General features: G+C 44.1%; 14 protein-coding genes. 11 read left to right on the top strand and 3 right to left on the bottom strand.

Annotated features, from left to right (window positions below; genetic code table 11):
- Position 1 precedes the first annotated feature (1 nt).
- From EI981_RS15255 to EI981_RS15230, 6 genes are all read left to right on the top strand, one after another.
- Positions 2-373 carry a YxeA family protein gene (locus EI981_RS15255; protein ID WP_126999524.1) on the top strand — a complete coding sequence of 124 codons (372 nt, stop codon included), beginning with the start codon at positions 2-4 and terminating at the stop codon, positions 371-373.
- Between the two features lie 128 nt (positions 374-501).
- On the top strand, positions 502-2,697 hold the full coding sequence (locus EI981_RS15250; protein WP_126999522.1) for a M1 family metallopeptidase: 2,196 nt from the start codon (positions 502-504) through the stop codon (positions 2,695-2,697).
- A gap of 138 nt (positions 2,698-2,835) precedes the next feature.
- Positions 2,836-3,543 (top strand): response regulator transcription factor, encoded by a 708-nt coding sequence (locus tag EI981_RS15245; RefSeq protein ID WP_126999520.1) that lies wholly within the window; start codon positions 2,836-2,838, stop codon positions 3,541-3,543.
- A gap of 3 nt (positions 3,544-3,546) precedes the next feature.
- On the top strand, positions 3,547-4,995 hold the full coding sequence (locus tag EI981_RS15240) for a sensor histidine kinase (RefSeq protein WP_126999518.1): 1,449 nt from the start codon (positions 3,547-3,549) through the stop codon (positions 4,993-4,995).
- Positions 4,996-5,047: 52 nt separating this feature from the next.
- Complete coding sequence (locus tag EI981_RS15235; protein WP_126999515.1) at positions 5,048-5,479, top strand: CBS domain-containing protein; 432 nt, start codon at positions 5,048-5,050, stop codon at positions 5,477-5,479.
- Positions 5,480-5,619: 140 nt separating this feature from the next.
- Entirely contained in the window at positions 5,620-6,627 is a 1,008-nt protein-coding gene (locus tag EI981_RS15230) for a phosphotransferase family protein (protein ID WP_126999513.1), read from the top strand.
- Between the two features lie 235 nt (positions 6,628-6,862).
- On the opposite strand, the gene EI981_RS15225 is transcribed toward EI981_RS15230, so the two are convergent.
- Positions 6,863-7,342 (bottom strand): YbaK/EbsC family protein, encoded by a 480-nt coding sequence (locus EI981_RS15225; RefSeq protein WP_126999511.1) that lies wholly within the window; start codon positions 7,340-7,342, stop codon positions 6,863-6,865.
- Positions 7,343-7,468: 126 nt separating this feature from the next.
- On the opposite strand from EI981_RS15225, the gene EI981_RS15220 reads away from it, so the two are divergent.
- A complete protein-coding gene (locus EI981_RS15220; protein WP_126999509.1) occupies positions 7,469-8,023 on the top strand; it encodes a helix-turn-helix domain-containing protein in 555 nt (184 codons plus the stop codon).
- A 12-nt stretch (positions 8,024-8,035) separates the two neighbouring features.
- Here the strand turns inward: EI981_RS15220 and EI981_RS15215 are convergent, their stop codons facing one another.
- Complete coding sequence (locus EI981_RS15215) at positions 8,036-8,977, bottom strand: tyrosine-type recombinase/integrase (RefSeq protein WP_126999507.1); 942 nt, start codon at positions 8,975-8,977, stop codon at positions 8,036-8,038.
- Positions 8,978-9,414: 437 nt separating this feature from the next.
- On the opposite strand from EI981_RS15215, the gene EI981_RS15210 reads away from it, so the two are divergent.
- The 3 genes from EI981_RS15210 to EI981_RS15200 all read left to right on the top strand — a co-directional run bounded on the left by EI981_RS15210 (position 9,415) and on the right by EI981_RS15200 (position 12,847).
- Complete coding sequence (locus tag EI981_RS15210) at positions 9,415-9,846, top strand: MarR family winged helix-turn-helix transcriptional regulator (RefSeq protein WP_126999505.1); 432 nt, start codon at positions 9,415-9,417, stop codon at positions 9,844-9,846.
- Positions 9,847-9,872: 26 nt separating this feature from the next.
- Positions 9,873-11,489: an MDR family MFS transporter gene (locus EI981_RS15205; protein WP_126999503.1), complete on the top strand. Its 1,617-nt coding sequence runs from the start codon at positions 9,873-9,875 to the stop codon at positions 11,487-11,489.
- Between the two features lie 191 nt (positions 11,490-11,680).
- The gene (locus tag EI981_RS15200) at positions 11,681-12,847 is read left to right on the top strand and encodes an AI-2E family transporter (protein ID WP_126999501.1); all 1,167 of its coding nucleotides are present in this window, start codon (positions 11,681-11,683) and stop codon (positions 12,845-12,847) included.
- 46 nt (positions 12,848-12,893) lie between these two features.
- Here EI981_RS15200 and fabV read toward each other — a convergent pair whose 3' ends face one another.
- A complete protein-coding gene (fabV, locus tag EI981_RS15195) occupies positions 12,894-14,078 on the bottom strand; it encodes an enoyl-ACP reductase FabV (RefSeq protein WP_126999499.1) in 1,185 nt (394 codons plus the stop codon).
- 244 nt (positions 14,079-14,322) lie between these two features.
- On the opposite strand from fabV, the gene EI981_RS15190 reads away from it, so the two are divergent.
- Positions 14,323-14,868 (top strand): GNAT family N-acetyltransferase, encoded by a 546-nt coding sequence (locus EI981_RS15190; RefSeq protein WP_227011447.1) that lies wholly within the window; start codon positions 14,323-14,325, stop codon positions 14,866-14,868.
- Positions 14,869-14,900: the final 32 nt, after the last annotated feature.

Genomic DNA, 14,900 nt, shown 5'->3' with positions numbered 1-14,900 from the left:
GATGAAAAAAGGATTTTTTATTGGATCAGGTATCATTTTAGTTCTTCTGATCGGATTTATTGTTTTTATTCAAAATGTCAACATCAACCGTATTGGTGCTGATAGTTATTACGTGCAAATCCAGGATAGCGGCAAAAAGATAGAGAGTAAATCAGATAACGGGAAAATTTACACTGATTATGAATACACGATGAAAGGTTTCAATGAAGACGGGAAAGAAAAAACCTTCACCTTTACAGCGCAGAAGGATCTGCGCAAGCAAGCCTATCTGCAGGTATACCTGAAGGGAGATGAAGTAAAGTCCTACCAGGAAGTGCAGGCAAACGAGCTGCCGGAGAAAGCGAAACAGAAACTGGAAGGTAGGGAAAATTAAGCCGCAGTAGAAATTAACCCGTAGAAATTAAAAAGGAAAAGTAGCGAAGGGGACGGAATCGATTCTTTCGAAGATTCGGAAGCTCGATCCGTAACCGAAGCGTTACATAGAAAAAAGGAGAGAATTCGATGAACCAAAATACAACTTTTAAATCCATTACCCAGAAAGCAATCGCCTGTTCGGTGGCAGTTACGTTGATAGCGAGCCCAGTTGTTAGTGGTGTTCACGCACTGGCAGCGCCGATATCCATTGCTGGACAGTCGGTGAACGCCTCAGAGGTGCAAACGCCAATTCAATACCAGATTAATGGTCGACTGGATGAGAAAAACATGCATATCCTGGGCAGTGAAACCGTGATGTTCCGCAATACTACCAAGGATACGCTGCATGAACTTGTGTTCCATACTTTTGCCGATGCCAATCGCTCGAAAGAGACCCAGCCAGGCATGTTCAAACGGACGAATGAAGAAATCCTAAAAGATAATCCTAAACTAACTCCGAATGATTTTCTGGGCGGCATTGATATGAAAAAAGTGACAGCAAACGGGCAATCCTTAACCTATGAGAATAAAAATCAGGCTTTGATCGTCTCACTCGCGCAAGGACTTAAACCCGGCGAATCGATCACCTTGCAGCTTGAATTCGATGTCAAGATTCCGTATGGCTCTGAACGCTTGTCATATTATAAAGACATTATAAATGGCGCGCATGCGTTCCCGGTTCTAGCCGTTTATGATGAAGCCAAGCACCAATGGAATAAAACGCCTTACAGCACAATATTTGAAACTGATTATTACACGTCCTCGGATTTTGAAGTTCATCTCAACGTACCGGACAAGTATCAGGTATTGATGCCGGGAACGATCACTACTCAGCAAGACAAGGAAGCAGGACGCAAAATTGTATCCACAGTGGCAAACAACACGCGGGAATTCGTCTTTTTTGCAAGCCCTAATTATAAGGTGGAGAGTGTAACGCGTGACGGATTGACGGTTGAATATTATTATTTTGACAATGTGCCAGACAAGAAAAAAGTCATTCATCAGTATATTGACCAAGCATTCAAAGCAATCCAGTTCTTTAATGATAAATACGGAAAATATCCTTACCCTGAATTCCGGATTGCCGAGTCTTATGTTGAGGGGGTAGCGGTAGAATTTTCTCGAGTTATCCAAATGGGCTTGAAAGGAAACAATGCCGACGCTGCCCATGACAGTGTGTTTGTACATGAAATTGCCCATCAATGGTTCCATGCCCTGATCGGGAACAATTCGGAGACAGAATCGTTCTTGGATGAAGGCTTCGCTGATTTCTCGATGATCTATTTTACGGAAAAACAGGGCGATTCGTTGAATGGCTTCAAGGCGCTCCAATATGATGATTCCTCCTTCGACGAACCGATCGCTTCTACCAACAAGGAGGTCGGGGACAATGCGAATCCGGTGTACTATGGCAAGGGGCGGCAGGCAATCTACCAGCTATACCGGTTGGTCGGCGAGGAGAAATTCGATGCATTTATGCAGGAATACTTCAAGCGCTATGAATATAAAAATGCAACGATTGCCGGTCTACTGCAGACGATAGAGGATACACTTGGTATACAAGCCCGGGATGAGATGGATAAAGCGCTGCATGAGCCAAATTTCGTGCTGAAGTCGGAATACCAACTGACCGAAACTGAAAAAGCGGATTACATGCGAGAGCAGTTCAAAGAGATGTATCATGCTTCCATGAGCCAGATTCCTGGGCTTCCATACGAAACGATGAGCAGAATTATGGATAAGGTGTATGCAGGTGAACCACTAACCATCGTACTGAGCGATCAGGTTGGAGCTAAGGCGAAAAAGCAGCAGGAAGCGATCAAGAATCAGATTGAAGCTACATTATCGTTCACAGGTATAAAACCTACTGTAATTGCAGAACGTCAGGTGTTGAAGCAGAAAATGACCAAGGAATTGGCGGTGAGCAACATTATTGTCATCGGCAGCGCCAAAACGAATGGTCTCATTCAAGCTTTGAAGCCAAGCATCATTCAAAAATCCAAAGATATCGGTTGGGACTGGAAAAAGATGATGAATAAAAAAGATGGTGCTGGTGCTTATATTATCAAACATCCATACAACAAGAACCGTTTGCTGCTTCATTTCTATTGGAACGGGGATGCATTAACCGATAAAGTGGTCGATCCGTTCGGGGAGCAAGCATTGACAGCTCTTAATTTCACTTCCGATTATTATCAATATTACGAGATGAACCGGACAGGAAAAGTCACGTTGGACAAGAAGACGGCAAATCCAATGGCCAAATTTTTTGCTCAGGAGTAAAAAAAATAGTTTCCGTAGCTTACCTTCGCTTGTTATAGTAAATCGCAGGGTGGGGAGAAGAGTACTGGGTTGTGCGGTTTTTGGGGTTCGGCTGCATAACCCGTATCCCCAACCATTTGAAAGGAGGTTGGAATCGCTTTGTCATGGGATCAAAAGGTGCTAATCGTAGATGATGAGGTTGATATTTTGCGGCTACTGAAGACCGTCCTGGTAAAGGAGGGGATCGATCAGGTCTATACTGCATCGACCGCTGCAGACGGTTGGTCACAATTTCAGGATACACAGCCCGACCTTGTGATTCTAGATATTATGCTTCCGGATGGGGAAGGCTATGATGTCTGCAAACAAATTCGCAATGTTTCCAATGTCCCGATTTTCTTCTTATCCGCGAAAACCGAGGAGATTGACAAGATTTTAGGATTCGCCATTGGTGGCGATGATTACATCACCAAACCTTTCAGCCCGAAGGAAGTGGCTTACCGGATCAAGGCACGGTTCAGAAGACCGGAAGTTACTCAGGTGCAGGAATCACAGCCGCGTATCATTAAGGCAGGACCTTTCGAGTTAAATGAAGAAAAGATCGAGATCAGGAAAAACGGTGAAGTGGTCGAGCTCAAGCCTAAGGAGCTTGGGTTGCTAACTCATTTGCTTAAGCATCCCAACCAGATCATTAGTAAGGAAAGTCTGGTTGAGAGGGTATGGGGTGAGGAATTTTTCGGATTCGACAATACCGTTATGGTACATATTCGGCGGCTTCGAGAGAAGATCGAAGAGGATCCTTCCAACCCGCGGTATTTAGTTACAGTGAAGGGACTCGGTTACAAGTTGGCGATAGAGGATGAATAGCCGATGAAATGGAAGCTGACAGGGCGATATTTGTTATCCGTTGTTCTGATCGTTGTTATCGTTATCATCATGAATATTATCGTGGTGATCGGATTAAATATTCAGCAAATGGTGACTAAAGGCCATTTACTATATGACCAAGATAATTCGGCGGAGTCCTTTACTCGTTCCTTTGCGAGCGAAATCAATGTCTCTCCATCCGGAATTTCTATTTCCGACAACGGAAAAGCTGAATTACAGAACAAGCAAGCATGGATTCAAGTACTGGACGAGGATGGCAAGCTTCTGTATGGCTACCGTGTTCCTGAAGAAGCCAAGACGAAATATACGCCTATGGATATCATTCAGACCTATAAATATGTTGAAAAAGAGACCTTATCCACCGTTTTTGTTGGGGAAAAAACGGAGCCTAATTACCGTTACAGCTATCTGATCGGCTTCAAGGACCGTTATTTACAACGGTATGTGTTAACTTACGATTACAGAGTAGTCGGTCAGACACTTAAAACCGGCACCCTTATCCTGATAGCGGTCGACGGATTCGTTGCGCTCTGTATCGCTTATATTTTTAGTAAAGGGCTGACTCGTCCGCTCCACGCCTTGATTAACGGGATCAAACAGTTGGCTCATAAAAACTATCATGTGTATTATGAGTCAAAAGGGATATACAAAGACGTGTTTCATAACATCAATGTATTATCCCAGAATTTGCAAGCCAGCGAGCAGGAAAGAAAGAAGCTGGATCAGATGAAGGAAGAGTGGATCGGAAATATTTCGCATGATATTAAGACACCTCTTGCTTCCATTCAAGGTTATGCAGAAATGATGAAGGACAAGGATTATCAATTTTCAATCGAAGAGATGAGAGATTACGCGGAGATCATTGAAAGCAAGTCGTTGTATCTACGGGACTTGATCGAAGATTTGAATCTATCCACCCGATTGAAAAATAAAAAAATGATGCTTCACAAAAAGAATGTCAACATTGTGGGCTTGGTCCGGAACGTCGTTATAGATACGCTGAATGATGCCCGGTATGCCAACCGGAACATTGATTTCCACTGTAGCAACGAGGTGATCAATATCGATGTCGATGAAATTCTGATCCGTAGGGCTGTTGGCAATCTGATCTACAATGCGATTGTCCATAACGATGAACAGGTGGCGATTCAGGTTGAGGTTAAGAAAAGCGGCCTTGACGTCTGGATCTGTGTCGAAGACAATGGCAAAGGCATCCGGGAGGAAGAACTGCAGCGGATCTTTGACAGATATTATCGGGGAACTAACACAGGTGAGCTTCACAAGGGCTCGGGGCTTGGCATGGCCATCACCCATGATATTGTGAAGGTGCACGGAGGAGAAGTTAATGTTGCAAGCGAACTTCATCATGGTACACGAATTGAAATTCGACTACCTATACTCCTCAGAGATGAACCGGTTAAAAAAGGATGAATAGTATTCACGAATTGCGGAAAATCTACCTTTTGAAGAAGGGGGGATTCTCATGAAAACATTACGTGAGATTATGACTACAAACTGTGAAACCGTATCACCAGAAGACGATATTTACCAAATCGCCATTAAGATGGAGAAAAATAATATCGGCTTTATTCCTGTTGTAGACAATAAAAAGTTACTCGGAGTGGTAACCGACCGCGATCTAGTCGTGCGCGGATATGCCGCTAAGAGACCTGGCTCAGCTCCTGCGAGGGAAGTAATGACGCAGAACATTGTCACGGCCTCGCCGGATACAACCGTTGATGAAGCTGCCGAACTGATGTCGAAGGAAATGATTCGTCGTCTGGCTGTTGTTGATCAGGGGGAATTAGCCGGCGTCGTAGCGATTGGAGACCTGGCAACGTCAGGTCAATTCGATAGCATCGCTGCGGAAGCGCTGAGTGAGATTTCCCAACATACGGATGTTATGCATCACTAATCATTGAAAATTATCAGGATTTTCACGGGTACCCAAAGACTGGACACTTAGGAAAAAGGTGTTTAGACTTTGGGTACCTTTTTGTATACTAGAAGAACAAGTGCGAGAAAGTCCAATCTATTGTATAGGAGTTGAACCATATGACTACAGAAATATTCTTCTCCTCTCCGAAGCTAGGGGATATATCTGACGAGCAGCTACAACGGGCGCTGTATCGCTTCAATCTGGGTGAACTAATCTCGTTCACGCCTACCTCGAAGGGAGTTGGACAACAGACCCTGTTCCTGCAATCTTCCACAGGCAATTATGTGTTAAAGGGAAATCCGCTCTATCCAGGCCAATTTATTGAGGAGAAATATTACATTGATCATTTGCGTAACACGACAACACTGCCGGTTCCGAGGCTCTATATCGTGGATGAAGCAGAGGACATATTCGGCTGGTCATATGCCATCATGTCCAGGCTTTCTGGCGTACATTTAAGCGATCCCGCAGCTTATGTAGACTTAAGTGATACCGAACGGGAACAAGTTGCGTCTTTGCTGGCTGATACACTAGCACAAATGCAGCGTTGGAAGGCTGATCGTTTCGGAGAATACAAGCCGTTGGAGGGAAGAATAGTCGAATTTCCGGAAGGGTATACTTCCTGGCTCTATAATCGGATCAGGTATTGGCTTAGTGATGCCGGAAATTATTCCATGGTTACTGATCAGGACATAGAGTGGATGGAGAGCTTACTGAGAGATTCCGAGCAGGCATTTAACGAGCTTTCTATCCCGACTTTTGTAATGGGTGACTATAAATTGGATAATTTGCTCTTCCAGCGTCAAGGCGATGCGTGGGGATTAAGCGGGATATTCGACTTCACTACTGGCTATTTCGGTGATGGCTTAGCCGATGTATGTCGAAATATGAATATGTATCTGGACCGTGGGGAAGGGGAGATGGCGGGCCGGTTTATACGAGAATATTATCTTCATACCACATCCAAATCCGGATTTGCCGAACGATATCGGGTACATATGCTGCATCAGCGGGTCTTAGATTGGGGCTGTGCCTATGCAATCAACGAGGTTACCTGGGACAGAGAACTATCATTCTCAGCCTGGGCCTCGCAGTTTATTGAATTGCCGGAAATGAGCGATTAGTAGGGAGAATATGCAGATGAAAAGACGGAAGAATGTTGATACAAAGGGGTTTTTGTCGTATTCATGCGATGAATAGTTAATAGCATTAATCATATCCCCATCCAGACGATAGCCTATTAATTAATGACATTAATCCTTTTGTTTTTACAGCGTTTTTGGTTTTATGACAGCCTATTTGGTCAAAAAGAAGGAGCTTCCGACAATATGCGAAAGCTCCTTTATTTGCAGTCTTATTCTATGTTATGGGGACGACAGTTCCATCCACGATTTCGATTAAAATTTGCGGTGTCAGCTTGAATACGGCATTAGGCGTTCCGGCTGCCGCCCAGATCTCTTCATATTGTAGTAAATCTTCATCTATAAAGGTCTTGATCAGGGAATGATGCCCAACAGGGGGAATTCCACCGATTACGTAGCCGGTATGCTCAAGTACGAAATCCGCATCTGCCTTCTCCAGCTTCTCACCAAGATAAGCCTTAATCGTTTTCTCATTAACCCGATTAGTTCCGCTGGCGATAACAAGGACCGGCTGTTGCGATGCTTTACCTTTAAATATCAATGACTTGGCGATTTGGCTGACACTGCAGCCGATGGTACGGGCAGCCTCATCCGAGGTGCGGGTGGAGTCCTGTAGCTCAATAACTTGTAGCTCGTGCCCGAAGTCTCGTAGAATGTTTTGTACCTTTTCCGCACTTTTCTTCAATGGGGATGACATCTTATTCGCTCCTCTCTGGGATCTTAATTGCGACATAAATCGCTTGGTGGAAATCTTATGAAATAGATTGTATAATATATTATATATAAGTTCAATATATTGAACATAAATTCGGGGGATATGGGTATGAAGGATTTTAATCAAATTATCGGCAATAATCTGCAGCATATAAGAAAACAAAAAAATATGAGCCTCGACAGAGCGGCTGAGCTTACCGGGGTAAGTAAGGGGATGCTGGCGCAAATCGAGAAGGGAGCATCCAATCCAACGGTATCAACGCTTTGGAAAATCGCAACAGGGCTGAATGTGTCTTTTTCTTATTTTATGGAAGAAGAGGAGAAGGAGATCGAGCATATCGCTCTGAAGGATATTAAACCAATTATAGAAAGTGACGGAAAAATGCAAGTGTATCCGCTCTTTCCCTATGACCAGAGTCGAAGATTTGAGGTGTTCACCATTGATCTGGAGGCGGGCTGGAATCACATCTCAGAGCCACACAACGAAGGAACAGAGGAGTATATCATTGTGACCGAAGGGGAGATGGAAGTGAGCATTGGGGATTCGGCCTATAAGCTATCTGCTGGAGACGCCATAAGATATTTGGCCGACAAGCCCCATTGCTACAGGAACGTCACCGAAGTTATGGTTCGCTTCCAGCATATTATCTTCTACTTTAAATGAGCAGGAACAGCCCTATTGCTCCTGTCTCAGTTTCAATCTGCTAAGATCGGGCTGAATGTTGTTCATCGCTTTCTTCTTCGTCTCATCTAAGACGTGGGTATAAATTTGAGTGGTCGAGATATCCTCATGTCCGAGCAGTTCCTGCACGGTACGCAGATCGGCTCCGCTGCGCAGTAAGTCCGTAGCAAAGGAATGCCTCAGCTTGTGAGCTGACAGCTTCATCCCTTGAAGCTCCGGAAATTCAGCTTGAAGAGCTTCGAAGGTCTTCTCCGCCACCGTCTGCACCATCCGTTTACTAATCCGCCGTCCGAACTGTGATATGAACATCGCATACTGGTCTTTTTTATTTTTCGGCTCGATTCGTTCACTCAAGTAATGCTGTAGAAGCTCGTTCATTTCGGTAGGGAGGGGGATATAACGCCATTTCTCACCTTTACCGAGTACGCCGAGCTCAGAGCGCTCTTTGTTGAAATCATGGATGTTGAGTCGCACGATCTCACTGACCCGCAAGCCTGCATAGGCCATGAGTGCCACAATCGTAATATCGCGGACAACATATTTGCCATCAATCAGCTGAAGACAAGCATCGAGGAACGGTTTCTCTAAATAGGTAGGTTTCCGATTTTTATCTACTTTGGCTCTTTCAATATTCAAAGCCGGATTATAGTTCGTCATTTGGAATTTCACCAGTACTTTATAGAAGAGACGGATCGCCGATTGGCATCGATTCCGATATCTTGCTCCAGCACCTGCCTCACGGACGAGGGTCAGATGATTCATGACATCGAAGTCCGACACCTCGGCAACATTTTTCCCCTCCAGGTTATGAAGAAAATGCATCACATCGAAGAGGTAAGCCTTTTGCGTCTCCTTCGAATACTCCCGGTCTTTCATATAAATCGAAAATAGCTGTAATTCGCGTTCATATTGCTCGGCAATAGCTGTGTTGTTCATCAGAATCGCATCCATTTCGTCGTTTAAAAGAGAAATTGCATTAAATCTACATTTAATGCAATTAATATTATAGCAGAAATACGCTAGAAAAGGGCATAGAAAGCTAATGATGGTCTCTATTTTCTCGATAAGCTATCTTTTATACCAATAGTAAGCATCCCGCCGGTCGGGTCTGTAAAGTTATTAGCATGATGGAGATATATATTTTAAATCTTCATATATATATAGAAGCAATGTTCGCGCAGCAATCTGTGCAGACATTGTTTTTTATTTTCTGTAAAAAAATTTAAATTTTCTCTTGAACTTTTTTATAAAAAGCTGTATATTGGTCTATGCAAATTAGTTATACAGTTTAATTATTAATTGTTTATTAATTTAGCAATTAACATTCCAAAGATGAAATGATAAATGATTCTGTTGGATAAGGAGGAACAGGGTTGGCCATCGATCAAGAAATATTGGAAGTTTCCAGCATGTTTAGACTGCTTATGAAGAAAGCTTCACAGGATTGGAACCGGGGAGCCTGCAAAATGAATCTCACTTTTCCTCAAGTTCAAATATTGTACAGCTTGAACAATCGCGGATCTCTTAAGGTATCTGAATTGGCCGATGCCCTGAATTTGACTTCCGCGGCGATTACCGGCTTGACCGACAAGCTGTGCAGTTTGAATTATGTTGAGAGGGAGAGAGCTACGGATGATAGGAGGGTAGTCTATGTAAAAATAACGAAAGAAGGTATTCATGCCATCGATTCGGTCAAAGAGATCTATCGAGAAATGATGGAAAAAATGTTCAATCAACTATCCAAAGAGGATATTCAGCATTTAATGCGAATTTTCGCCCAGATGCTGGTTAATATAGATAACTAATAAACCGAGGTGGAAAAGAAAGTCATATGGAGCATTTAACGCTTAAACGTAAAATTACGATCATGATTGCTGTAATGGCCGCCATGTTCTTTGCAGCCATTAACCAGACGATCACGAGTACAGCAATGCCTAGAATCATTGCTATATTGGACGGGATGGATTACTATACCTGGACAATCAACATTTATTTGTTAACTTCAACAATCGCCACGATTCTCGTCGGGAAACTGTCCGACATGTACGGACGTAAGCCGTTCATTCTTATCGGGATATTATTATTCATGATAGGGGCTTTTCTGACCGGTACATCCCATGATGTATTCCAATTCATCACTTATCGTGGTATTCAAGGGGTTGGCGCAGGTATTATTCAATCAACAGCCTTTACGGCGGTTGGTGACTTATTCGCCCCGAGAGAGCGCGGTAAATGGATGGGCCTGATGACAGCGGTATTCGGTTTCTCCAGTGTACTTGGACCAACACTTGGCGGTTACCTGGTTGACCATATCGATTGGCACTGGTTGTTCTGGATTTTCCTTCCACTTGGTGTCGTAGCATTTATTATGATCATGGTCCTGTTCCCGAAGGTGGATCGCAAGCCTGGTCAGCATATCGATTACATGGGTTCATTGTTCCTGACGATAGCGATTGTACCACTGCTATTAGCCTTCTCTTGGGCAGGTACAGAATATGCATGGGGTTCGGTTCAAATTCTCGGATTACTGGCTGTAACGGTTATAGCAGCAGCTATATTCATTTTTATAGAATCAAAGGTGAAAGAGCCTGTACTTCCGTTGCATTTGTTCAAGAATAGTGTCGTTACAGTATCCAATCTCATCGGTTTCATCATGAACTTCGGTTTGATGGGCGCGATGATCTATATTTCGTTCTTCGTGCAAGGTGTACTTGGTATTTCACCGACTTATGCCGGGTATGTAACCATCCCGATGTCGCTGTCAATGGTTATCACAAGTGCTGTTACTGGACAGCTCATTGCTAAAACCGGTAAATACAAGCGTTTCGCATTGATTGGGATCCCGGTGATGGTTATCGGGATGACCGGAATGATCTTTATGCATAACATCGCATTTACGATCGCTACGACGATTGTCTTCGGTATCGGTCTTGGTCTCGGTATGCCGGTATTCTCATTGGCGACACAGAACGCTGTGTCTCACAAGGAACTGGGCGTCGTAACTGCTTCGAGCCAATTGTTCCGGAATCTTGGCGGTACGATTGGGATTGCAGTAATGGGAACGGTGATGTCGAACAGTCTGACCAAGAATTTGAAGAGTGCCTTCACATCTTCTTCAGCACCGGATTTCAGTAAGGTCGATCCGCAGCTGGCTCAACAGCTGCAAGGATTTGCGAATCCAACGACCTTGATGAATAAACCGCTGATTGAAAAGACAATGCAGGAACTTCCTAAGGAAGTACAGCCGCTGTTCATGCAAATGATCGATACGATCCGTGATGCGCTGAGCAGCACGCTGTCCACTGTGTTTTTCACGGGCGCACTTGTTCTGTGCGCGGCACTCCTGCTTGCCTTCTTCCTGAAGGAGCTGCCGCTGCGTACTTCGAACCAAAGTCATACAGTGAACGCGCAAGCTCAGCAAGGAGAAGAAGCTGCGGTTCAAGCTTAATACGATCTACAAGTTGCAAAAATCCCTTCTATAGTTATGTAGAGGGGATTTTTTTACTATGTAATTCTATGAATTCAGGAATCAAAAATGGTAGGTCAATAGTTTTCAATTAAATTTGAATAGAATGATAGATTAAGGATATAATTAGAAAATACTGTAGAAATATTATTAATAAATAATGGGGGAGTCGTGTGAGTAGACTTAATAAGTTCATTAAAGTTTGCCTAGCTGCAGCGCTAGTGCTCTTAATTGTTTTTCTATGCTCCAAAGTAGATTTTCTCTTTACACCGATCAGATCATTAACGAAAGTGATTCTGATTCCTTTATTGCTATCCGGATTCTTCTATTATATGCTGCGTCCACTGGTGGACTATATGGAGCGGCATAAGATCAAACGGATTATATCCATATTGCTGATTTACCTGGTCTTGGCCATTCTCATTACTGGCTTTATTCTCGGTGTATGGCCGGCGCTCAGTACTCAGATCACGAATCTGCTGCTTAGTGCCCCGGATTATTTGAATAAATTCAGCCATCAACTTACGGAGTTGGAGCAGACAGGATTACTGTCGAACTTCATTCCTGAAGATTTTAGTCTGTTATCCAATATGTCTGAATACTTAAATAAGGGCTTCTTCTTATTAAGCAACTATGTCGCCGGACTGTTCTCGTTCTTCTCTAATTTTGCCATCATCCTGTTCACGACGCCGCTTCTGTTATTCTATATGTTGAAGGAAGGGAACAAGTTCAGTAGCGGTATAGCTCGCTTCTTCCCGAGACGCTATTACAAGGATGTCAAAGAGGTAACCGCAGAAATCGATAGCGCGCTTAGCGGCTATATTATTAGCCGGGTGCTAGTCAATGTGGCCTTGGGCGTATTAATGTATATTGGCTTCCTGTTCCTTGGACTGCCATATGCTCTTCTGCTTACGGTGATCGCAGTTATTCTTAACTTCATTCCATTCTTCGGTGCGATTCTGTCCTCCATTCCGATCGTCATTATCGGTTGGATTGAATCACCGTCGATGGCGATCTGGTCGCTGATCATTATACTCGTAGCTCAACAAATTCAGGATAACCTGATCTCGCCATTGATCTTCGGCAAGAAGCTGGATATCCATCCGATTACGACGATTATTCTCGTTCTCGCTGGTGGCGATTTGTTCGGAATTATCGGTATGTTGATCATCATTCCACTATATATGTTCTTTAAGATTATCATCATTAGAATATATGAGATCTTCTTCAAGAGCCAGTGGGAAGCGGAGGACGAGCCTGAAGCTGGGCAGACCGACGACTCCGTTGATGAGCCCGATGAGACGGTGGATCCTTCCGTTGAAACAACTGAAGCAGATTAATACAAAAATCCCGTTCTCTCTAAGAGAGAACGGGATTTCTTTGTGCTTAGACCAGATTAGGAATATCTACGTTTGCATCTGTGTCCGCTTCATAATCGACACCTTCTGATTCGAATCCGAACAATTGGAAGAAGTCCTGACGATAACCGACCAGGTCCGTCAATTCATCCACATTATCCGTCTCAACCTGCGCCCAGCGCTTCATGACTTCAGCCTGGATATCTTCACGCATTTCCCAATCGTCAATACGGATCAAGCAATTCGCATCCTTGGCATTCTCGTTATATAGATGCTCCGAGAATAGGCGATACATCTGCTGGATGCAGTTCTCATGCAATCCATTCTCCTTCATGACTCTGTACAAAGCAGAGATGTACAAAGGCACTACTGGAATTGCCGAACTGGATTGGGTGACCAACGCTTTGTTCACCGATACAAAGGCCCGTCCACCCTTGTCCGACAGAAGAGCCTGCAATTGATGCGCAGACTGCTCCAGATCGTTCTTGGCCTTGCCGATCGTACCTTCACGATAAATCGGATGAGTAATCTCTGGACCGATATAGGAGTAAGCTACTGTAGTTGCTCCATCAGCTAGTACACCTGCCTTCAGAAGCTGATCGATCCACATCTTCCAGTCTTCGCCGCCCATAACGGCGATCGTCTGTCTAACTTCGTCTTCTGTAGCTGGTTCGATGCTTGTCATCGATACTTCGCCCGTGTGGAAATTCATCGTCTTGTTGGAATAGGCTTCTCCGACCGGCTTGATCACGGACGTGAAGGTCTCGCCAGTATCAGGATGAGTACGACGCGGCGATGCCACACTGTATACGACCAGATCAACTTGTCCGAACTCGGACTTGATCAGATCAATTGTCTTCGCTTTGATCTCATTCGAGAAGGCGTCGCCAACGATACTGAAGGACCTCAAGCCTTGGCTTTGGGCGGCCTGTTCAAAGGCTGCTGAGTTATACCAACCTGCAGTTGCTGTACGTGCGCCCTCAGCGGCTCTATCGAAGAATACGCCGATCGTATTCGCGCCAGCGCCAAATGCAGCAGCAATCCGGGAAGCAAGTCCGTAACCTGTTGAAGCACCTACGACGAGGACATTGGCAGGGCCTTGAATTTTCTTCTGTGCTTTCACATATTCGATCTGTTGTTCAATTTGCTTTGCACATCCTTCTGGATGGGCCGTAGTACAAATAAAACCACGAGTCTTCGGCTTAATGATCATTAAGAGATTTCCCCTTTACTATGTAATTAATATTAAATACCAACCATCACGATCTCTAGAGAATTATAGCAAAATTCACAATATGAATACAAAGATTATATTTAGCTTAAATAACACTAGACTCGACTGACGAACTCATTTTAAGTTATAATTATTTGATTAGCGCAGCTATGAAGAGTAATGAAGAGCAACGACGAGGAACGATTAGAAAAATATTATTTCGGTTTGGGAGAGGGAGCTTATTTTGAACGGATCATTCAGAATTAGAGACGACCATATCGGCGCTGGGCTTACAATGGTACAAGCGAAGCCCGAAGACACAGAAGCAGTTGCCGCACTCCTGGTCCATACAGCTGAATGGCTGCTTAGCAGAGGTTCTTCGCAATGGAACGGTCTGCTGACTGGGGAGGATTCCCACAATACTGCCGGTGCAATCCTGAACGGAGATGTATTCGTCTGCAAATCAGGAACAGATATCGCAGGAATGGTCATTCTCCTGCGGCAGCCAAGCGCGTGGGATCGCCGTCTTTGGGAGTCGAAAGCATACGATGGAGACGGTGCGCTGTACTTACATCGGCTCGCGATCAGTCGTAAGTATGCAAGCACTGGGTTAGGCAATTCAATCTTAAAATGGTGTAAAGACGGCATTCGCTTCGAAGGCAAAGATAAAATTCGCCTGGATTGCATTGCGGACAATGCCGCACTTAACACCTTCTATAGCAAGAACGGATACGCCCACTTGGGGGAAAATTCCGGATTTTGTATATATGAGAAAGACTTGCATCCATGAAATCTCACTAAATATTCATCTTAAGACTAGCA

The organism is Paenibacillus lutimineralis, from assembly GCF_003991425.1.
GTDB lineage: Bacteria > Bacillota > Bacilli > Paenibacillales > Paenibacillaceae > Fontibacillus > Fontibacillus lutimineralis.
The sequence above is the reverse complement of the archived record's forward strand: the minus strand, read 5'-3'. Positions and strand labels throughout refer to the sequence as shown.